Annotated in this window: 17 protein-coding genes; 9 read left to right on the top strand and 8 right to left on the bottom strand. The window is 51.8% G+C overall.

Annotation, left to right across the window (positions count from 1 at the left end; genetic code table 11):
- Window positions 1-237 precede the first annotated feature (237 nt).
- Entirely contained in the window at window positions 238-531 is a 294-nt protein-coding gene (locus BS640_RS12910; protein ID WP_084912695.1) for a helix-turn-helix domain-containing protein, read from the top strand.
- A gap of 208 nt (window positions 532-739) precedes the next feature.
- Here the strand turns inward: BS640_RS12910 and mdh are convergent, their stop codons facing one another.
- Window positions 740-1,678: a malate dehydrogenase gene (gene mdh / locus BS640_RS12905; protein ID WP_017494327.1), complete on the bottom strand. Its 939-nt coding sequence runs from the start codon at window positions 1,676-1,678 to the stop codon at window positions 740-742.
- A gap of 468 nt (window positions 1,679-2,146) precedes the next feature.
- Here mdh and argR point away from each other — a divergent pair, with 468 nt between their 5' ends.
- Both argR and yhcN read left to right on the top strand, forming a co-directional pair.
- The gene (gene argR, locus BS640_RS12900) at window positions 2,147-2,617 is read left to right on the top strand and encodes a transcriptional regulator ArgR (protein WP_017494328.1); all 471 of its coding nucleotides are present in this window, start codon (window positions 2,147-2,149) and stop codon (window positions 2,615-2,617) included.
- Between the two features lie 615 nt (window positions 2,618-3,232).
- Window positions 3,233-3,496, top strand: a complete 264-nt coding sequence (yhcN, locus tag BS640_RS12895; protein WP_017494329.1) for a peroxide/acid stress response protein YhcN — start codon at window positions 3,233-3,235, stop codon at window positions 3,494-3,496.
- A 114-nt stretch (window positions 3,497-3,610) separates the two neighbouring features.
- Here the strand turns inward: yhcN and mpl are convergent, their stop codons facing one another.
- Complete coding sequence (mpl, locus tag BS640_RS12890; protein WP_017494330.1) at window positions 3,611-4,990, bottom strand: UDP-N-acetylmuramate:L-alanyl-gamma-D-glutamyl-meso-diaminopimelate ligase; 1,380 nt, start codon at window positions 4,988-4,990, stop codon at window positions 3,611-3,613.
- Between the two features lie 168 nt (window positions 4,991-5,158).
- Between mpl and fbp the strand changes: the two genes are divergently transcribed.
- Both fbp and ppa read left to right on the top strand, forming a co-directional pair.
- Window positions 5,159-6,163, top strand: a complete 1,005-nt coding sequence (gene fbp, locus BS640_RS12885) for a class 1 fructose-bisphosphatase (RefSeq protein ID WP_084912694.1) — start codon at window positions 5,159-5,161, stop codon at window positions 6,161-6,163.
- 172 nt (window positions 6,164-6,335) lie between these two features.
- Window positions 6,336-6,866, top strand: a complete 531-nt coding sequence (ppa, locus tag BS640_RS12880; protein WP_017492211.1) for an inorganic diphosphatase — start codon at window positions 6,336-6,338, stop codon at window positions 6,864-6,866.
- Between the two features lie 88 nt (window positions 6,867-6,954).
- On the opposite strand, the gene BS640_RS12875 is transcribed toward ppa, so the two are convergent.
- The 3 genes from BS640_RS12875 to tamA are packed head-to-tail and all read right to left on the bottom strand — an operon-like array spanning window position 6,955 to window position 12,874.
- The gene (locus BS640_RS12875; protein ID WP_026110568.1) at window positions 6,955-7,305 is read right to left on the bottom strand and encodes a gamma-glutamylcyclotransferase family protein; all 351 of its coding nucleotides are present in this window, start codon (window positions 7,303-7,305) and stop codon (window positions 6,955-6,957) included.
- 2 nt (window positions 7,306-7,307) lie between these two features.
- Window positions 7,308-11,135: an autotransporter assembly complex protein TamB gene (gene tamB, locus BS640_RS12870; protein WP_084912693.1), complete on the bottom strand. Its 3,828-nt coding sequence runs from the start codon at window positions 11,133-11,135 to the stop codon at window positions 7,308-7,310.
- On the bottom strand, window positions 11,132-12,874 hold the full coding sequence (gene tamA, locus BS640_RS12865; RefSeq protein WP_026110567.1) for an autotransporter assembly complex protein TamA: 1,743 nt from the start codon (window positions 12,872-12,874) through the stop codon (window positions 11,132-11,134). The genes tamB and tamA overlap by 4 nt, the downstream gene beginning before the upstream one ends.
- 147 nt (window positions 12,875-13,021) lie before the next feature.
- Between tamA and msrA the strand changes: the two genes are divergently transcribed.
- Together msrA and paeA are read left to right on the top strand one after the other, a co-directional pair.
- On the top strand, window positions 13,022-13,669 hold the full coding sequence (gene msrA / locus BS640_RS12860) for a peptide-methionine (S)-S-oxide reductase MsrA (RefSeq protein WP_017492207.1): 648 nt from the start codon (window positions 13,022-13,024) through the stop codon (window positions 13,667-13,669).
- A 194-nt stretch (window positions 13,670-13,863) separates the two neighbouring features.
- The gene (gene paeA / locus BS640_RS12855) at window positions 13,864-15,195 is read left to right on the top strand and encodes a polyamine export protein PaeA (RefSeq protein ID WP_017492206.1); all 1,332 of its coding nucleotides are present in this window, start codon (window positions 13,864-13,866) and stop codon (window positions 15,193-15,195) included.
- 141 nt (window positions 15,196-15,336) lie between these two features.
- Here the strand turns inward: paeA and BS640_RS12850 are convergent, their stop codons facing one another.
- On the bottom strand, window positions 15,337-15,540 hold the full coding sequence (locus BS640_RS12850) for a DUF1107 domain-containing protein (RefSeq protein ID WP_017492205.1): 204 nt from the start codon (window positions 15,538-15,540) through the stop codon (window positions 15,337-15,339).
- A 377-nt stretch (window positions 15,541-15,917) separates the two neighbouring features.
- Between BS640_RS12850 and BS640_RS12845 the strand changes: the two genes are divergently transcribed.
- Window positions 15,918-16,475: a YtfJ family protein gene (locus BS640_RS12845; protein WP_017492204.1), complete on the top strand. Its 558-nt coding sequence runs from the start codon at window positions 15,918-15,920 to the stop codon at window positions 16,473-16,475.
- 42 nt (window positions 16,476-16,517) lie between these two features.
- Here the strand turns inward: BS640_RS12845 and cysQ are convergent, their stop codons facing one another.
- The gene (cysQ, locus tag BS640_RS12840; RefSeq protein ID WP_026110566.1) at window positions 16,518-17,261 is read right to left on the bottom strand and encodes a 3'(2'),5'-bisphosphate nucleotidase CysQ; all 744 of its coding nucleotides are present in this window, start codon (window positions 17,259-17,261) and stop codon (window positions 16,518-16,520) included.
- Between the two features lie 114 nt (window positions 17,262-17,375).
- Between cysQ and BS640_RS12835 the strand changes: the two genes are divergently transcribed.
- A complete protein-coding gene (locus BS640_RS12835; RefSeq protein ID WP_084912692.1) occupies window positions 17,376-19,337 on the top strand; it encodes a bifunctional 2',3'-cyclic-nucleotide 2'-phosphodiesterase/3'-nucleotidase in 1,962 nt (653 codons plus the stop codon).
- A 66-nt stretch (window positions 19,338-19,403) separates the two neighbouring features.
- Here the strand turns inward: BS640_RS12835 and fklB are convergent, their stop codons facing one another.
- Entirely contained in the window at window positions 19,404-20,024 is a 621-nt protein-coding gene (gene fklB / locus BS640_RS12830; RefSeq protein ID WP_017492201.1) for a BamJ family beta-barrel-assembly machinery protein, read from the bottom strand.
- Between the last annotated feature and the right edge of the window lie 61 nt (window positions 20,025-20,085).

Here is a 20,085-nt window from a genome sequence, read left to right as displayed (position 1 = left end):
CTAATAACATGACGATTTGCGATAAAATATAACCATTACAGATAGTTGAGACAGGCAATGAAATAGCATTGCGGCTTTAAATAACAGGTACAACTAATGATTAAAAATAATCATTAATTTTTAGAAAGTAATTTGAAGTCATCTCGGAAATTTGCTCTTATATGTTTCTCAATGCAAAGGTTAATAATCGATTGACTTAAACGATCACGTGCCAGCTCATAATACAAGGGAGCAATTATGCTTTTACGGAAAGAAGATTGGCATCACGCGGATATTATCGCGTCGCTGCATAAGCAACGCACCACTCTGGCAGCTTTATCACGCTCTGCCGGATTAAGTTCTTCAACGTTGGCAAACGCGTTATCGCGACCGTGGCCAAAAGGAGAGTGGATAATCGCTAATGCCTTGCAGCTACATCCTTCAGAGATATGGCCAAGTCGCTATTTCGACCCAAAAACCGATGAATTAATAGAAAGAAAAATGCGCAAACACACTCAGCAGATGCCTAAGCCTGACCTCGCGGGGGATTAACGTATATTGTCCTAACAAGACAGCCGCTGAAGATTAAACAATAAAACCGCCGGAGGGATCCCCGGCAGGTTTTAAAATATTAATAGGATAGGCAGGTAATATTATTCTCGTAAATAACTTATGGTAAATCACGGCATCAAACTTATTAATCAATGCGTTATTATTCCGTGTTTGATGAGAGCATTTTTCAGACACGGTTTCAAAATGATCACTTGTTGACGAACTGCTCCCCAAGTTCGATATCTTTATGCAGTACGGAAAGCATGGCATCAAGCGCCTGCTTTTCGAATGCGCTTAAATGACCGATCTCCTTAAATTCTGCAATACCATTTTTGCCCAGCAATACCGGCTGTGCAAAGAAGCGCGCATATTCACCGTTCCCCTCGACATAAGAGCATTCAACCACGCCGGATTTTCCCTGGAGAGCATTAACCAGTGAAAGTCCTAAACGCGCGGCCGCCTGTCCCATGGAAAGCGTAGCTGAGCCGCCACCCGCTTTAGCTTCGACGACTTCGGTGCCTGCGTCCTGAATATGCCGGGTCAAGCTTTCGACCTCACTGTCCGAGAAACTGACGCCGGGGATTTGGGAAAGCAAAGGCAGAATAGTGACGCCCGAATGGCCACCAATCACCGAGACCTCGACCTCTTCTGGTGACTTGCCCTTCAACTCTGCGACAAAGGTATTTGCCCGCAGCGTATCAAGGGTGGTCACACCAAACAGTTTGTTCTTGTCGTACACGCCTGCTTTTTTGAGTACTTCCGCGGCAATCGCAACCGTACTATTCACCGGATTGGTGATAATACCGATGCAAGCACTTGGACAGGTGGTGGCAATTTGCTGTACCAGGTTTCGAACAATACCCGCGTTTACATTAAAGAGATCCGAACGATCCATACCGGGCTTACGCGCTACCCCGGCCGAAATCAGCACCACCTCCGCACCTTCGAGCGCAGGGCGTGCGTCTTCGCCGCTAAATCCTTTAATTTTTACTGCCGTTGGGATATGGCTGAGATCGACCGCCACGCCCGGCGTAACGGGTGCGATATCATACAGAGAGAGTTCAGAGCCTGACGGCAATTGCGTTTTGAGTAGTAGAGCGAGGGCCTGACCGATACCGCCTGCGGCACCAAGGACTGCAACTTTCATCCTATACTCCTTTTTAAATGACGTTAAAAAACACCGCGCATTCATTTACTTAATAACCTTAGTAAACACCTGTATTAAAAACAAACAACCTATTTAGAGATTGCGACGTAGCGCAGAAATTAAATTGTTAAATCATTTTGGTTTATTGAGGTGTTTTGTTTTCTTATCATTGAGATAAAAAAGTTCAGGAATAAAAAATAAAGCGGGGGCATCATGCGAGGATAAAAATTAATAAACAACTATGCGGTTTAATTATCAAAAAAAAATTAATTTTATCCATATTATTTTAAAGTTTAAAAATTAAAAAATTCATAGATTCGGCATATCCATTTCTTGTATTGGGCAGATGGATGAGCTTTATCCCTAAATTTTAACTGTTTCTTCATTATTTGAGGGGAGTTTTATTGCATAAAAATGCAAAATTATGCATAATCAACGAAACTAACATCGTGATGCTATGGGTGCAAAATGCGTAATCCTGCCAAACAGGAAGATTTAATCAAAGCTTTCAAGGCCCTCTTGAAGGAAGAGAAGTTCAGCTCTCAGGGTGAAATCGTTCTCGCACTACAGGATGATGGCTTCGAAAACATCAATCAATCCAAAGTCTCTCGCATGTTGACCAAGTTTGGCGCGGTCAGAACGCGTAATGCCAAGATGGAAATGGTCTATTGTCTGCCAGCAGAGATTGGTGTGCCAACCACCACCAGTCCACTGAAAAACCTGGTGCTGGATATCGACTATAACGACGCTGTGGTAGTAATTCGCACCAGCCCGGGTGCCGCTCAGCTCATCGCTCGCCTGCTTGACTCACTCGGCAAATCCGAAGGTATTCTCGGTACTATCGCCGGTGACGACACCATCTTTATAACACCCGCGCGCAAGTTTACCGTTAAACAGCTTCACGACGCTATTCTCAGCCTGTTTGAGCAAGAGCTTTAACCCGTTTCTGGTCAGCAGACGTAGCGCTGCTGACCCGCCTATCACCAAACACTTCCCTATTCACTTCAACTTTATATACATTTTGTGCGCCCCAATGCACCCTCGCCAGCACGATCCCCTGATAAATACCGCACAGATAGCTCATTTATACTAATTCATTGATTTGTAAAATCTTTAACAAGAAATGAACAATAAACCATCATTTTTTATTCTTTTCGGTTATTAAAAATTCAGTAACGCGGCTTATTGCTCAATAAAATACTATTAGCAAACTATTAATTTTTGCCGTTATTAGACGTATAATTATTTTCGTGATGAGAATCACAGTTCGTGAGTAGATCGCCCAAGGTTATTGGCGTTTGGCGTTCTCTGAAAAACACGAATTCCGTAAGACGAGATTTGAATATCAATTCAAATGCCGCCGATAAACCGGATTTATCGCTGCAAAAACTGATGCATTTTGTTCGCAAACTTTGTTAGCACGGAACGCGCGACGATGTTAATGCATAATGTCCTTTTCAGTCCTGATGAATCCATTAATTAATCTGCGCTCAGCCTGCACACAGCCATTGTCTGCACGCGAAAGGATGCGCAAAGGTAATTGAGGAAATTATCATGAAAATCATTACTGCTATCGCCGCTCTGGGTTTACTTTCAGCTGTTTCATTCGGTTCTTCTGCTGCACAGTTGGTTAATAATCAACAGGCCGAAAATCTGCAACCTATCGGTACCATCTCCGTAAGCGGTATTGATGGCGTGCCAAGTGATATTCGCCAACAGCTGTCACAGAAAGCAGACAGCGCCGGTGCATCATCTTATCGCGTAATTGAAGCACGCAATGAGGGTAACTATCACGCTACCGCCGAGATCTATAAATAAGAATTCGGATCCTACTCGATCACTGCGTTTTATTGCTTTACCGAACCCTCGTCGTCCTGTCCGACGACACCCTTTTGCCCTCGCTTGCGAGGGCTTTTTTTAAGGGTCAAAAACTTATTTCTTGCCGCCTTCCTGCGCTTTATGTTCCAGCGCGGCTAACAGTTTGCCGTGGATCCCACCGAAACCGCCGTTGCTCATCACCAGAATGTGATCGCCCGGCTGTGCGGTTTTGGCAATCATCTCAACCAGCGCGTCAACGTCAGCATGCCAATGCGCAGGCTGAACGCAGCGCTCAGCAACTTCTGCGACCTGCCAAGGAATATTGTGCGGCTGCAGCAGGAAGACTTCATCGGCACGTCCCAGTGAAGGCGCCAGCTCATTTTTACTCATTCCCATCTTCATGGTGTTGGAGCGCGGCTCCAGCACGGCAAGAATGCGCGCGGTGCCGCCGACTTTGCTGCGCAGGGCAGCCAGCGTGGCGAGGATGGCCGTAGGATGATGCGCGAAATCGTCATAGACAGTCACACCGTGGGCTTCACCGCGCAGCTCCAGGCGGCGACGCGCGTTGATGAAGCTGCCTAATGCCTTGCAGGCGTCGGCTGGCGTAACGCCCACGTGGCGCGCCGCGGCAATCGCCATCAGGGCATTATGCATATTGTGCTCACCCACCAGCGACCACGACACTTCACCGGCCACTTCTCCGTTGAGGTAAACCTGGAACTTGCTGGCATCCGGCGTGGTTTTCTTCGCATTCCAGGTGCAGCCTTCGCCAGTGTGCTCCTGCTCGCTCCAGCAGCCCATCGCCATCACCTGCTTCAGCGGAGTGTCATGTTCAGGCAGAATAATTTTCCCCTGTCCCGGCACCAGTCGCACCAGATGGTGGAACTGTTTCTGAATCGCTTTCAGGTCGTCAAAGATGTCAGCATGGTCAAATTCGAGATTGTTAAGCACCAGCGTGCGTGGGCTGTAATGCACGAATTTAGAACGCTTGTCGAAGAACGCACAGTCGTATTCGTCGGCTTCAAGCACGATGAACGGGCTATTACCTAGACGTGCAGAAACGTCAAAGTTTCCTGGTACGCCACCAATCACAAAGCCCGGCTCATAGCCGCAGGCTTCCAGAATCCAGGTAACCATGCCCGATGTGGTGGTCTTGCCGTGGGTACCGGCAACGGCAATCACCCAGCGCCCTGGCAGCACGTGATCATGCAGCCACTGTGGGCCCGAAACGTAGGGAATACCCTGCTCCAGAACCGCCTCAACGCAGGGATTGCCACGCGTCATGGCATTACCGATAACCACCAGATCGGGCTTGGGATCCAGCTGAGTCGGCGAGTAGCCCTGAATCAGCTCAATCCCCTGACTTTCCAATAACGTACTCATCGGCGGATAGACATTATCGTCCGATCCAGTCACCTGATGTCCCTGTGCGCGGGCCAGCATAGCCAGTCCGCCCATAAACGTGCCGCAAATCCCAAGAATATGAATGCGCATAAATTTTCCATTATTGCTCTTAAGTCAGTGGCTATTCTAACGCTCAGATTCCTCCAGAAGAAATGGATTTGCCTATGATCCGTCCATATATTTGGGCTAAACTGCATTCGCTTCTGTAAAAGATTTTTTATAAATCCGTTACTCATCCTAGGATTCAGGGAACGTATCATGAAAACGTTAGGCGAATTTATTGTTGAAAAGCAGCAAGATTTTCCACATGCCACAGGCGAGCTTACTGCGCTGCTCTCGGCAATTAAACTTGGTGCTAAGATTATTCATAGGGATATCAACAAGGCAGGTCTGGTAGACATTCTCGGTACCAGCGGCGTTGAAAACGTTCAGGGCGAAGTTCAGATGAAACTTGACCTGTACGCGAACGAAAAGCTTAAGGCAGCCATGAAGGCGCGCGGCGAGATTGCCGGTATTGCGTCGGAAGAAGAAGACGAAATTGTTATCTTCGAAGGCGAACGCGCCAATAATGCCAAATATGTCATTCTGATGGACCCACTCGATGGCTCATCAAACATCGACGTTAACGTGTCTGTCGGCACCATTTTCTCGATTTATCGCCGTACTTCTCCTCTAGGTCAGCCGGTTACCGAAGCAGATTTCCTGCAACCGGGCAGCCAGCAGGTTGCTGCAGGTTATGTGGTTTATGGTTCTTCAACCATGCTGGTTTACACCACGGGTGCAGGCGTTCATGCTTTTACCTATGACCCTTCTCTGGGCGTATTCTGCCTCTCTCACGAGAAAGTCATGTTCCCGCAAAAGGGCTACATGTACTCCATTAATGAAGGCAACTACATCAAATTCCCACGTGGTGTGAAAAAGTACATCAAGTACTGTCAGGAGCAGGACGAAGCGTCCGGTCGCCCTTACACTTCACGTTACATCGGCTCACTGGCGGCAGACTTCCACCGCAACCTGCTGAAAGGCGGCATTTACATTTATCCAAGCACCGCGAGTCACCCTCAGGGCAAGCTGCGTCTGCTATATGAGTGTAACCCTATGGCCTTCCTCGCGGAGCAGGCAGGCGGCAAAGCCAGCGACGGTAAAGGCCGTATTCTGGATATCGTTCCGACCAAACTGCACGAACGCGCACCGTTCTTCGTTGGCAACAGCGATATGGTCGAAGACGCCGAACGTTTTATCAAACAGTTCCCTGACGAATAAAAACCCCTACAGGGCTGTTTGCTAACTTACTTTTAGTACCCAAATTCTGGGGTGGCATCGCGCCACCCCGCTTCATTTTAGGAAAAAACGGTCCAGGAAAAGGCAGGAATTCCTGTCGGAGTTGGCTATAATGTCCGGCATTCCATTTCTGGTTCAATAAAGGAAACCAACAATGAGCTTAATTAATGTACCGGCTGGCAAAGATATGCCAGAAGATATCTATGTTGTTATCGAAATTCCGGCCAATGCCGACCCAATCAAATATGAAGTAGACAAAGATACCGGTGCACTTTTTGTTGACCGTTTCATGTCAACCGCAATGTTCTACCCGTGCAACTACGGTTACATCAACCATACCCTGTCTCTTGACGGTGACCCGGTTGACGTTCTGGTTCCAACCCCATACCCACTGCAGCCTGGTTCAGTAATCCGCTGCCGTCCGGTTGGCGTTCTGAAAATGACTGACGAATCTGGCGAAGATGCGAAAGTTGTTGCGGTTCCACACACCAAGCTGAGCAAAGAATACGATCACATTAAAGATGTGAACGACCTGCCAGAGCTGCTGCGTGGCCAAATCACCCACTTCTTCGAGCAATACAAAGCGCTGGAGAAAGGCAAATGGGTTAAAGTTGACGGCTGGGATAACGCAGAAGCAGCGAAAGCTGAGATTGTGTCCTCATTCGAGCGTGCTAAAGCGAAATAAGGCCTGCGCCTGTTTTGTTTTATCGCAAAAAAAACACCGCCCATTGGGCGGTGTTTTTTTACTGACTCAGACGACCTTTATTTTATTCTCACTTCTCTTCTTCCGCACGTTTGACCCAATCCCCACCCTCAATACGTTCCATGCCTTCCAGAGAACGAATATACAGGTAGATCCAGGCACTGCCGTACGGCGTAGAGATTAGCTCTCGACGGTAATCTTTTGTGTTACTTTTCAGTTCGTCAAGCTCAGCCATGATGGATGAGTTGATGCGGTAAACTTCGCAGTAGATCTTCCCTTCTCCGGGGATTGCTGCCGGATAGTGCCCCAGATCATACAGGGCATAGCCGTCAAGCTCGTGGTCACCCAACCACTGAGCGTTTGTCATCCAGTGACTATTACCTTGCTTGCGTCGTAAACTGCCGTAGACAATTATTCGCATGGTTAAAACTCAAACTGATAGAGCAAATCTAATGCCTGGTCGATGCCAGACACCGCTTCCAGATACAATTTAGGCATCAAACGATAGCGCAGAGTCAGGGTCGCCAGCGAGTCAAAAATACCCACCCCGTATTTAACCTGCAGCCCAGGGAGGACATAACCACTGACCACTACCTGAGAGCTGTCCCCAACGCCTTGCGTATCAAGCGACAGATTACTGACGCCAAATGCCTCACCGATTTTACCCACAAGTTTGCCACTTTGTGCAACCCCCATGCCGATAAGCATTGAGGTCATGGCGCTGCTGTCGGCCCCCGAACTGTCCAGCCCCTGTCCACGTAACAAATAGGACAGCGCTTCCTGCTGCGACATGGTCGGGTCAGAGAAAACCTCCAGCTTAGGCGCATCTGCATCACCGGTCACCCGCACGCCTGCCACCACGTCATTCTCGGTGGAATCCGGATTACGGATAGCCTCGATGTTGAGCAGCGGCTGGTCAGCAGGGCCTGAGAACAGCAGTTGGCCTTTTCTGACGATTAAATCTTGTCCGTAGGCATGGAACCGGCCTGAAGGGATATCAATCTGGCCGTTTAATCCCAACCCACGTTTGTCCTGTACGACCTTGAGCGCGCCTTTCAGACGAGCCTTAAGACCAAAGGCATCAAGTCGAACATCATCTCCGATGTTCACCACAAGGTTAGTGTTGATAGGTATCGAGGTCGACGCTGGTGCGATCGGCTGACGCTGATCGTTTAGCATAACCTCATCGGACGATACCCCAACCGCGCTCTGCGGAAGTTCCTGAACCGTGATACGTGCCCAGGGAATATCAACCCTACCGTTCAACGAAAACGCCTGCGGTGTAGCATCAAACACTAGATCAGGCGAGACATCAAGCCGAACCATCGGTGGAACCGATACCCTCACCTTATCTCCCTTCGCAGCGATGCGCGCACGCCAGTTATTGGGGTCATTCCAGTCCGCATTGCCGTTTAACGCCAACTGACCGTGCGGGGTCTGAATCACACCGTCGAGCAGCGAGGACATACCGTTAAAGTTGATATTAAGATTAGCATTGGTGATGTCAAACGGCATGAATTGCGCATCGATATCGACATTAGTCAGCGCGAGTTTGCCATAGACCTGCGGTTTTTGAGCGTTCCCCCCCACGCGCAGATTGGCGTTAAGGATCCCCGAGGCCTTCTCGCCGTCCATCAGCGCCGGCTGAAGCAGTGCCATCGAGATACGGGTCAGGTTGACGTTGCCGCTCAGATTACGTCGGCCCATCGGGTCCGCGATTTGAAGATTACCGTCAAGCTGCCCGTTGTTGGCAATCTTGATCATCCAGTCAAGATTCGCACGACCGTTTTGCAGCCCGGCGTTTACGTTGAGCGTATCAAAGGCAACCGGCAGAGGGTTACCCTGCACCAGCTGCTGTACCTTAACGCCTTTACCCACCAGTGACACACTCGCCTGCGGCAATCCCCCCTGCGCTTTCCACGCGACGTTAGCCTTGCCGCTAAACTGTCCTGCAAGCTGGGTATCATCGGTCAGGAAAGGTTTGAGCATCGCCAAATCGAAACGATTGAGGACAATGCTGGCCTGTCCGCTGGTGCCCGCGTCGAGGGTAGTCGGCACGCAGACGTCGGCGTTCGGGTTCTGCCAGCAGTGGGGGCCAACGGTGACGCGCTGTTCGGTGTTGAAATAGGTCAGCGCAATCGGCCGCGTCAGACGCCAGTCACCTACCGGGGTATTGAACAACGTATTGCTGATGTTGCCCTTCCATTGCTGTGTCTTGCGGTCGAAGCTGCCGTTCACGGCCAGATGTCCCCCGACCGGCTTACCGGAAATATTCAGGTTGAGCTGATGCTGCTTCTCATTGCCCTTGGCATCCAACGTGATGTCGCTGATGTCCAGCGCATCCTGCTTCAGCTGCTGAACCTTCACCGCCAGCGTGCCCTGAATCTGGTCGCTCGAGGTCACATTGCCCTTGATGCTCACCCGGTTCACGCTCATCGCCTGCCAGCGTACATTGCTGGCTGTCAGGTCGGCCAGCAGCTGAGGTGCCTTGAGGTCACCACGTACCTGCACCAGGCCTTTAACTACGCCGCCGAGCCCCGGCAGCGCGCCGTCAAGATGTGGCGCATCGATGTTGGCATCCAGCGCCCATTTGTCGGCGAGTTTACCTTTAACATCGAGATTGTTGCGGCCCAGCTCAAGATGAAGCTGTGGAATATCCCACTGGCCGTAGCTATTACCGCGCAGATTACCGCGCGCCTTGACCAGATTCTTTTTAACGTTGCCGTCCAGCTCCAGCGTCGGTACCTGCAACTGCCACGTCCCGCCATAGAGACTGCCGCGCATGGCAATTTTACCGGCCAACCTGGCTGGCCACTCTGGCCATTGTTTCGCGGTGTCGATATTGCTTAGCGTCAGCTGTGTGTTCCAGCTCACCGCCTTGCTCCAGTCAACCACGCCGCTGAGGTCGGTATTGCCCTGTAGGGCCGCCAGGTGCATCAGCTTGAGCTTGAACTGCTCAAGGTTACCGGTGCCGTCGAGCGTTAACGATGCCGGGGGCAGCTGCTCGCCGGTGAAGCTCGACCGCAGCGACAGCGCATAGTCGGTCGCCTTGCCGCTGAACTTCATATTGAAGCCTTTTATCTGATACTGCGGGGTACCGGTCAGCGGCCATTGTAGGGCCTCACTTTGCAGGGTGAGGTCCAGAGGCAGTCCCACCTCCGCCAGTTCGGTTTGCAGCGCCAACTGAGCACGCACCGGCCCAGAGAGATTCACACCGACCTTCAGTTGCTTACGCAGCTCACCCCCCACGGTCAGTTTCACCTTCTCACCTTTCAGCGGGTCGATGTTCACTGCGGTATTGACGGTCATATTCACCGGCCAGCTGTCGGTCAATTCAGCCTGACCGATACCATCTATGGATCCCTGCGGTGAACGCACCTCGAGTTTATCCAGTCTAACCCGCTGATTTTCAGTGGTAACTTTCAACAACAGACGATTGACCAGCAGGTCGGTATCGCCGGTCAGACGCAGGTTTTCGCCGGTAATCTGCTGGATTGTCAGGTCCAGCGGCAGTGTAAAGTCCGGCAGATTCGGTAACAGCGGCTTGTCAAATATCGCCTTCAGCGTATCGCCAATCGGTGGCTCCGGCGTGGCAGGCTTCGGCGCTTCTGCCGGTTTGCCGGTGACCTTTTCACTCACCTTGGCGACAGCCTTGTCCGTCGCTTCCTGCACCACCGGCGGCAGCGGATGCTGTGGCGTCTTTGGCAACGCCACCAGCAAACCGTTGATCTGGGTTGGCAGCATCGTTAGCGCACGGCCTTTCCACTCGATACCGGTGCGAAATTCGGCTAGCGATACCGTCTCGTCGTCAATAGCGACGCTGACGTTGTTAAGCGTGAGTAGACGTAGCCTGATGGGATAAGGCGTGCTGAGGTTGGTCAGCGGCTCGCTGGACTCGGGCTCCGTCTTCGTTGACGGCGTCATCTCGTTGGTTTTTACCACCACGCTGACGTCCTGCGCCCGCACGGCATTGATGCAAAGCTGGCTGTGACGCAAGCACGACAAGTCGACCGACAGGTGGAACTCGCCGGCCTTCACGTCGACGCCCGGCATTTTATATTCCACACCTTTCAGCGTCAGACTCCGCCAGCCACCGTCAACGTTGGCGATGGATAATCCCGGCACAAAGCGCTGCGCGCCGTTGAGCACCAGATGCAAGCCGGTTTGGGTGCCGACCAGAAACGCAACGGCACCCATCAGCAGCAGTAAAATAATCAGAAATGCCAGGCAGATCTTTTTAAACAAACTCATAATTCTGGACCCAGGCCGATGTAAAATTGCACGTCATGATTGGTTGGATTGCCTACTGGCGTCGCGATATCCAACTTAACCGGGCCAATAGGTGACGCCCAGCGCACGCCCACACCGGCCCCGGTTTTGAAATCGCTTTTGGAGATGTCATTGACCGCTTCACCGCTGTCGACGAACACCGCACCCCACCATTTTCCGGTGACGTTATACTGGTATTCCACCGAGCCGGTCGCCATTTTAGAGGCCCCCGTCAGCTTGTCGTCGCTGTCTCTCGGCGAGATGGACTCATATTTATAGCCGCGAATGCTGCGATCGCCCCCGGCAAAGAAGCGCAGCGACGGCGGCACTTTCTCGAAATCGTTAGTCTCAATCCAGCCAACGTTGCCCCTAAACACGAAACGGTTTCGGTCGCCTAACATACGGATCCAGACGTTTTGCGCCTGAATAATCGCAAAGTCGATATCAGAGCCCCAGGCGGTATCGGAAACGTCGAGAGAGTAGCGCTGCGAATCACCCCAGGTTGGCATCAGGCCACCGCGTGAGCGGGTACGGCTGAGCGTGACGCCCGGATAGATAAGCATGGTGGTATCGGTAACAGTACCCTGGGTAAAGTGGTCAAGACTCCAGCGCAGGTTGACGGAACGTTGCCAGCCACTGTTGCTGTCCCAGTAGCGCGCTACGGTGGCGGTGCTTGAGTCAGACTTGGTGTCGTTGAGATCGATACGCTTAAAGCCGCCACCGAGGGTGTAATACTGCTGAAGCGGATCTTTAAGCAGTGGGATCTTATAGGTGAGATCCAAGGTCTGCTCTGGTGCAGAAAGGCTGATCGAACTCTCAAGGCTCTGCCCACGGTCGTTCAGCCAGGGTTTCTTCCAGTTGGCCTTCACGCGTGGGCCGACGTCGGTCGCATAACCGCCCCCCAATTCAAGGGTATTACGCGTGCGCGGCGTCACCACTGCGTTCAGCGGCAGCGTCTTGCTGGCTTTCACCTCTTTACTGTCGAATTCGGGAGACACCACCACCGAGTTAAACCAGCCGGTGGCGGCCAAACGACGGTTCAGCTCGGCGAGCTGCGCGGAACTGTAATAGTCGCCCTGATGAAAGGGCACCACGTTTTGCAGATAATCTTCGCGGATCTGCGAACCGTTGAATATCACCTTACCGAAGCGATAGCGCTGTCCGCTGTCGAAATCAATGTCCCAAAAGGCCTGATACTTGTCTTCAATCACGCCAAGCTGGCTTTTACGCATGTTGGCGTCAAAATAGCCTTTACGCAGCGCGAGGCCGCTCAGCGCACTTTTGAAGCCGTCGTAGGTGCCGTGATTGAGGATGGTACCGTTAGCCGGCACTTTGGTCTTCTTAAGTGCTTCAAATTCGGTATCGTCTTTCGCCTGCCCTTCGATAACCACCTGGGTGCCGGCGATTTTAACCGGCGTGCCTGCGGATACCTTGGCAATCAGAACCGGACGACCCGGCGGTGGCGTCTGGACAAAGTTGAAGTCGATGGTGGGCTGATAATAGCCCAAAGGACGCAGCCCAAGCTTTATCGCATCGCTGACTCTTGCGCGAAAACGCCCGTCGGCAGACACCTCATCACTCCCAATGGAAGAAAGGCGCACGCGTACGTTTTTTTCGAGATCCCCACTCAGTCCTTCCAACTGAAGCCGCACTTTCGCAGCGTAGGATAACGGGGGTGCCAGCAGTACGGCTAACAAACAAAGTTCACGGTATCGTGGCACAAGCTCTCCTGCTATGTTTCATTATCCTGGTAAAATATCTATCGAAATCGTTGCAATTATACGATGTGCATAAGGTGCTATTGTGTGCAAAGTCAGTTGCAGATACAACCAACAAACCTGATTGAATAATATTAGTGGAGTCTTTCCGTGGTTCAACTCTCCGATAAAACACAGGCAATTAGCAAAGAAGAAGCGCTGCCTGGCCGCACTACCCCGATGCCGGTCGCGACACTTCACGCGGTTAACGGCCATTCGATGACCCACGTGCCTGACAACATGAACGTCGCCATTTTTGCGATGGGCTGCTTCTGGGGCGTCGAACGCCTTTTTTGGCAGTTGGACGGCGTCTACAGCACGGCCGCCGGCTACTCGGGTGGTTTTACGCCAAATCCGACCTACCGCGAAGTGTGCAGCGGCCTCACCGGCCATGCAGAAGGGGTACGCGTGGTCTTCGACCCGTCGATCGTGAGCTATGAACAACTGCTGCAAACCTTCTGGGAAAACCACGACCCGGCGCAAGGGATGCGTCAGGGCGGCGACATCGGCACGCAGTACCGCTCTGCCCTGTATGTCCTCAGCAAGGAGCAGCAAGACGCCGCACAGGCCAGCTTTGCGCGTTTTCAGGACGCCATGCGGGCCTCTGGAGATGTACGCCATATCACCACCGAGATAAGCGAAGCGCTGCCCTTCTACTATGCGGAAGACGACCACCAGCAGTACCTGTTCAAGAATCCCGAAGGCTACTGTGGGCTAGGCGGCATCGGCGTTTGCCTTCCTCCGCAGTTGACCCCTTAAAACGCCTATAGATTCAGCAGTGGCGATTACATCATTGCCACTGCTATACTATCCGGGCTGCATTCGCGGCCCGGTAATTACGTTTCTTGCTGTTATCTTGGCTTTTATCACCTTAAAGTGATTTTTCTATTAACAAAAACCAAACGGATTACCTTTCCCTGTCGGCCTTAATGCCGGTGTTAAACGGATAGATTATGTTAAACAGTATTTTACTGATTCTTTTACTCATCGCGATCAGTGCATTCTTCTCCTTATCGGAGATATCGCTGGCCGCTTCACGCAAAATCAAACTTAAACTTTTAGCAGATGAAGGAAACATCAACGCCGCTCGCGTACTTAAACTACAAGAAACCCCCGGCCTGTTCTTTACCGTAGTACAAATTGGACTTAACGCCGTCGCCATCCTCGGTGGTATCGTCGGTGACGCCGCATTCTCCCCGGCATTTCAGGTATTTTTTGGTAAATTCCTGTCTCCCGAGCTCGCCGATCAGGTCAGCTTCATCTGTTCCTTCGTGTTGGTCACCAGCCTGTTTATTCTGTTTGCTGACTTGACTCCGAAGCGCATCGGTATGATTTCACCCGAGATTGTTGCCGTTCGGATAGTCAACCCGATGCGTTTCTGCCTGCTCGTGTGCCGACCAATGGTCTGGTTCTTCAACGGCCTGGCAAACCTTATCTTCCGTCTGTTCAAGCTGCCTACCGTGCGTAATGACGACATTACCTCGGACGATATCTATGCCGTGGTGGAAGCCGGTGCGCTGGCCGGTGTACTGCGTAAGCAGGAACACGAGCTGATTGAAAACGTATTTGAGCTTGAATCACGTACCGTACCGTCGTCGATGACCTCGCGTGAAAGCGTGATTTACTTTGACCTGCGCGAAAGCGAAGAGAGCATCAAGGACAAAATATCCACTCATCCGCACTCCAAATTCCTGGTCTGTGACGGACAAATCGACCAGGTAGTCGGCTATGTCGACTCAAAAGACCTGCTGAACCGCGTACTGGGTAATCAGAGCTTGATGCTGAGCAGCGGCGTGCAGATTCGTTCAGCGCTGATTGTCCCCGACACCCTGACGCTGTCCGAAGCACTGGAAAGCTTTAAAACGGCAGGTGAAGACTTCGCAGTTATTCTTAACGAGTACGCGCTGGTGGTCGGCATCATCACCCTTAACGACGTGATGACCACCCTGATGGGTGACCTGGTAGGTCAGGGTATGGAAGAGCAGATTGTTGCCCGTGACGAGAACTCATGGCTTATCGAGGGCGGTACGCCAATCGAAGACGTGATGCGCGTGCTGCATATCGAAGACTTCCCGCAGTCCGGCAACTATGAAACCATCGGCGGCTTCATGATGTTTATGCTGCGTAAAATTCCTAAGCGCACCGACTTTGTGAAATTCTCCGGCTTCAAGTTTGAAGTGGTTGATATTGACAGTTATAAAATCGATCAGTTGCTGGTCACGCGCATTAGCGATAAACCGGTCGCTTCTCTGCTGCCGAAAACTGCCGAAGATTCACCAGCATAATATTGGCGGAGGTTGTTTGCATTATCAGCAACCTTCGACCACGCCCAATAAAAAAGGCCGCGATTTAATTGCGGCCTTTTTTATTCAACGTAAAAGCTATTTAGCATAAATGCTCTATTCCATAGAAAGCTGTATTAGCGTTTACGCTTCGAGCTGCAGATGATTAACCTGCTTGTTCACCTCAGACATCACGCTGAAGTGGCGCTTGTCGCGAATTTTTGGCAACAGGATCTTGCCTTGGTCAAACTCAAAAGCCCCGACGTCTTTGATATACAGACGGCCTCTGAACAACGTTTTCACGTATTTCGCCACAATCAGTGGGTTATAACGCTGGAAAATCCTCATTTTTTTTCACTTTCCTCCCTTTAAGTATCTCTCTTCCCGGACGGGTAATTGTTTAAACATCGTCCGAGTCCTACTGCTATTACACTGAATAGACCTAAAAGATAGCATTCAGTTCCCATCCAACCAGTCTAATTCACTACTTTTACACAGGTTGACGATACTGAAGTTCTCTTTCAAAACGCTGTGCAGTATATCCCTTCAATATGTACCGAATATGACAGCACATTAAGTTTTACCTATATTACAGCCCGAGACTATCAGACAAAATCCAAATTTCTGCTAAGGACAGCACATTGTTGACATTCCAACAGGACAGACCACTTCAAACAATCCTATGCTTAAGCCTTTCCGTGACCTGACCTTTCTCAGGAGAACACATGATTGTTAATCGTTTGTTAATTATAGCCTGCCTGTTTGCGCCATTTATGGCGTCAGCCCACATTTTAGAGATAGGGAGCCGTGTTCCAGCCGTTGGCGTTGAAGATAAAGGAGAACTTATCTACAGCAACGGCGAGTTCAGCTACAGCAACTGGAACAGCGCCAAACTGCCGGGCAAGGTGCGCATCGTGCAGCATATGGCGGGAAGGACCAGCGCCAAGGCGATGAACGCCTCGCTTATCGACGCTATCCGTCAGGATAATCTGCCGCGTGACCGCTACCAGACCACCACTATCATTAACACCGATGATGCGATTATGGGCACCGGCATGTTTGTGCGCAGCAGCATCGAAAGCGGCAAGAAAGAGTTTCCATGGTCGCAAATTGTGGTCGACAGCAACGGCGCAGTGTTGAAAGCCTGGAGGCTCGAAAGCAAAAGTTCGGCGATTATCGTGCTAGATAAGGGCGGTGTGGTGAGATATGCCCAAGAGGGTGCGCTGTCGCCAGAGGAAGTGCATAAGGTGATTGAGCTAGTTAATCAGTTAGTGAAGGAGTAAAGCCACCTCGTGGCGCTTTACTCCCCTTTTAATCAGGCCGGCTTAAAACAGCGAGACGCGAAATCCTGGGTTCAGGAAAGATTCACGCGGTGTATAGGTCAGCGTCTGGCCCTGCCAGTCTGTGACGGTCGCACCGGCGGCGCTGGCTACGGCGTGGCCAGCGGCCGTGTCCCAGACCGAGGTAGGCCCGAAGCGCGGATAAAGCTGTGCCGATCCTTCGGCAACCAGACAGAACTTCAGCGAAGAACCGATAGTCACCGTCTGATGTTCACCCAACTGCGCCAGATAGTCCTGCAGTTCCTGATCACTGCTGTGAGAACGGCTCACCACCACCAGCGGCGGGTGAGCTTCGCGGGCGGTAATTTCAACCCTATCTCCGTTTTCTTCCTTCCATGCCTTACCGTCTGCCGCCGCGTACAATACGCCGGTAACGGGCACGTAAACCACGCCAAGGACCGGAAGCCCGTTCTCAATCAGCGCGATGTTAACCGTAAATTCACCGTTGCGTTTAAGGAACTCCTTGGTGCCGTCCAGCGGATCGACCAGCCAGAAACGCGTCCAGTTCTGGCGCACCGCCCACGACGGAGGATCTTCTTCGGAAAGCAGTGGCGTTTGTGGGTCGAGAGCGAGAAGTCCTTTCTTGATAACGTTGTGCGCCGCGATATCGGCTGCCGTTACCGGCGAGTCGTCATTCTTCTGCCGCGCATTCAGCGGTTGCTCGCCGTCATAGACTTTCATAATCGCGTCGCCTGCGTCGCGCGCGAGCTGGCAAATTTGTTCCAACATCATTCACCTCAGTTATTCTTTAATATTCTTACCCTATCAATAAAGCCTAGTTTTTTTTGGCGGGAATAGCTATCCCGTATTTGTATTATGTAATCCTCTGACGGAGCCAGTGCCATGTTTAAGCATCACCTGAGACTTTCTACGCTTGCCCTTCTCGTTGCCGCCGGTACGGCCAACGCGGTAACGGTGGATTTACGCATCATGGAAACCACCGATCTGCACAGCAATATGATGGACTTCGATTACTACAAAGATAAACCCACCGACAAGTTTGGATTAGTGCGTACCGCCAGCCTGATTGAGGCGGCGCGCGCAGAGGTCAAAAACTCGGTGCTGGTTGATAACGGTGACATCATTCAGGGCAGTCCGCTCGGTGATTACATGGCGGCCAAAGGCCTCAAAACCGGCGAGATTCATCCGGTTTACAAGGCCATGAACACGCTGGACTATGCGGTCGGCAATCTGGGGAATCACGAGTTCAACTACGGTCTGGACTATCTTCACAAGGCGCTAGCCGGGGCCAGGTTCCCGTACGTTAATGCTAACGTGATTGACGACAAAACGGGCAAGCCACTGTTCACGCCGTTTATCATTATCGACAAACAGGTCACCGACAGCGAGGGGAAAACCCATACCTTGCGCATCGGTTACATCGGATTTGTGCCTCCGCAGATTATGGTCTGGGACAAGGCCAACCTGCAGGGCAAGGTGACCGTTGCCGATATCACCGAGACCGCCAAAAAATGGCTGCCCGAGATGCGTAAACAGGGTGCCGACATTATTGTCGCCATTCCGCACTCAGGCCTTTCCGCCGAACCTTACAAAACTCTCGCCGAGAACTCGGTCTACTATCTCAGCCAGGTCAAAGGCATCGATGCCATCATGTTTGGTCACGCACATGCGGTGTTTCCGAGCGATGAATTCGCCAATATCAAAGGCGCAGATATTAAACAGGGCACCCTCAACGGCATTCCGGCGGTGATGCCGGGCATGTGGGGAGATCACCTTGGCGTGGTGGATCTGGTATTAAGCAACGACGCCGGTGGCTGGAAGGTGACCCACGCCAAAGCGGAAGCCCGGCCCATCTTCGACAAAATCAATAAAAAGTCGCTGGCGGCAGAAGATCCTAAACTGCTGAAAGTGCTGGCAGCGGATCATGACGCTACCCGCGAGTTTGTCAGCCAGCCGATCGGTAAGTCGACCGCTAACATGTACAGCTATTTGTCGCTGATCCAGGACGATCCCACCGTACAGATTGTGAATAACGCGCAAAAGGCCTACACAGAACACTTTATTCAGGGCGATCCTGATCTGGCCGATCTACCCGTTCTCTCGGCGGCTGCGCCATTCAAGGCCGGTGGCCGTAAAAACGATCCTGCAAGCTTCGTCGAGGTTGAGAAAGGTCCGCTGACCTTCCGTAACGCCGCGGATCTCTATTTGTATCCGAATACGCTGGTGGTCATGAAAGTGACCGGGCAGGAGGTCAAAGACTGGCTGGAGTGTTCAGCAGGTCAATACAACCAGATTGACGTCAACAGCAGCAAGCCGCAGTCGCTTATCAACTGGGACGGCTTCCGCACCTATAATTTCGACGTCATCGACGGCGTCGATTATCAGATAGACGTTACGCAGCCCGCACGCTTCGACGGCGAATGCAATCTCATCAACAAGAATGCCGAACGCATCAAGAATCTGACCTATCAGGGCAAGCCGATACGTTCCGATGCGGTATTTTTGGTCGCGACCAACAACTATCGCGCCTACGGCGGTAAATTTGCCGGTACCGGCGACAAACATATCGCTTTCGCTTCACCCGACGAAAACCGCGCGGTGCTGGCCGCCTATATTAGCGCTGAAACCAAAAAACACGGTGCGGTAACGCCAAGCGCAGACAACAACTGGCGTCTGGCTCCCATCAAGACAAAACTGCCGCTGGATATTCGCTTTGAGACGTCGCCGGACACCAAAGCCGCCGAGTTCATCAAGACCCAGGCCCAGTATCCGGTGACGCGAAAAGGCACCGACGCCGTAGGCTTCGCCATCTACCAAATAAACCTGCAAACCCAAGGCTCCTAAGCCCGATTGCGGCCAAAAAAAGGCGCCCTGGGGCGCCTTTTTTAAATTCTGTCGATCGCGGGGCGATTACAGGATTTCCAGCAGCTCAACTTCGAAAGTCAGTGCGCTGAATGGCGGGATAGATGCGCCGGCACCACGCTCGCCGTAAGCCAGGTTGTGAGGAATATACAGCTCCCACTTAGAACCTACTGGCATCAGGGTCAGAGCTTCGATCCAGCCAGCGATAACGCCGTTTACCGGGAACTCTGCTGGCTCGCCGCGCTGCACGGAGCTGTCGAATACGGTACCGTCGATCAGTTTACCGGTATAGTGAACGCGAACACGATCCTGACGACCTGGGATAGGACCTTCGCCCTGCGTTATCACGGAGAATTGCAGACCAGACTCGGTGCTGGTCACGCCTTCGCGCTGTGCGTTGGCAGCCAGGAATTCCTGACCTTCAACGGCCAACGCTTCCTGACGCTGACGACGAACGGCATCGGCACGCTCGTGAACTTCGCGCAGTGCACGATGAACCACGTCAACGGGCACAGCAGGGGTATTCCCTTCCAGCGCATCGCGTAAACCTGCAAGAAGTGCATCAGGCTCCAGGCCTTCTAAACCAGATTCCTGCAGCTGTTGACCGACCTGCAAGCCGATACCGTAACTTGCCTGCGCTTCAACGCTGTCAAATGAAGGGGTTGTCATGGAATTTCCTTTAATCATAAAAAGTCGAAGACGCAGCATAACAGCGCAGGACTTTTGGGTA

This window comes from Rouxiella badensis (assembly GCF_002093665.1).
Taxonomy (GTDB): Bacteria; Pseudomonadota; Gammaproteobacteria; order Enterobacterales; family Enterobacteriaceae; genus Rouxiella; species Rouxiella badensis.
The sequence above is the reverse complement of the archived record's forward strand: the minus strand, read 5'-3'. Positions and strand labels throughout refer to the sequence as shown.

Bases quoted from the DNA above. Each gene is read 5' to 3' on its own strand.
- BS640_RS12910 (WP_084912695.1), top strand. From the start codon at position 238: ATGCTTTTACGGAAAGAAGATTGGCATCACGCGGATATTATCGCGTCG.
- mdh (WP_017494327.1), bottom strand. From the start codon at position 1,678: ATGAAAGTTGCAGTCCTTGGTGCCGCAGGCGGTATCGGTCAGGCCCTC.
- argR (WP_017494328.1), top strand. From the start codon at position 2,147: ATGCGTAATCCTGCCAAACAGGAAGATTTAATCAAAGCTTTCAAGGCC.
- yhcN (WP_017494329.1), top strand. From the start codon at position 3,233: ATGAAAATCATTACTGCTATCGCCGCTCTGGGTTTACTTTCAGCTGTT.
- mpl (WP_017494330.1), bottom strand. From the start codon at position 4,990: ATGCGCATTCATATTCTTGGGATTTGCGGCACGTTTATGGGCGGACTG.
- fbp (WP_084912694.1), top strand. From the start codon at position 5,159: ATGAAAACGTTAGGCGAATTTATTGTTGAAAAGCAGCAAGATTTTCCA.
- ppa (WP_017492211.1), top strand. From the start codon at position 6,336: ATGAGCTTAATTAATGTACCGGCTGGCAAAGATATGCCAGAAGATATC.
- BS640_RS12875 (WP_026110568.1), bottom strand. From the start codon at position 7,305: ATGCGAATAATTGTCTACGGCAGTTTACGACGCAAGCAAGGTAATAGT.
- tamB (WP_084912693.1), bottom strand. From the start codon at position 11,135: ATGAGTTTGTTTAAAAAGATCTGCCTGGCATTTCTGATTATTTTACTG.
- paeA (WP_017492206.1), top strand. From the start codon at position 13,864: ATGTTAAACAGTATTTTACTGATTCTTTTACTCATCGCGATCAGTGCA.
- BS640_RS12850 (WP_017492205.1), bottom strand. From the start codon at position 15,540: ATGAGGATTTTCCAGCGTTATAACCCACTGATTGTGGCGAAATACGTG.
- BS640_RS12845 (WP_017492204.1), top strand. From the start codon at position 15,918: ATGATTGTTAATCGTTTGTTAATTATAGCCTGCCTGTTTGCGCCATTT.
- cysQ (WP_026110566.1), bottom strand. From the start codon at position 17,261: ATGTTGGAACAAATTTGCCAGCTCGCGCGCGACGCAGGCGACGCGATT.
- BS640_RS12835 (WP_084912692.1), top strand. From the start codon at position 17,376: ATGTTTAAGCATCACCTGAGACTTTCTACGCTTGCCCTTCTCGTTGCC.
- fklB (WP_017492201.1), bottom strand. From the start codon at position 20,024: ATGACAACCCCTTCATTTGACAGCGTTGAAGCGCAGGCAAGTTACGGT.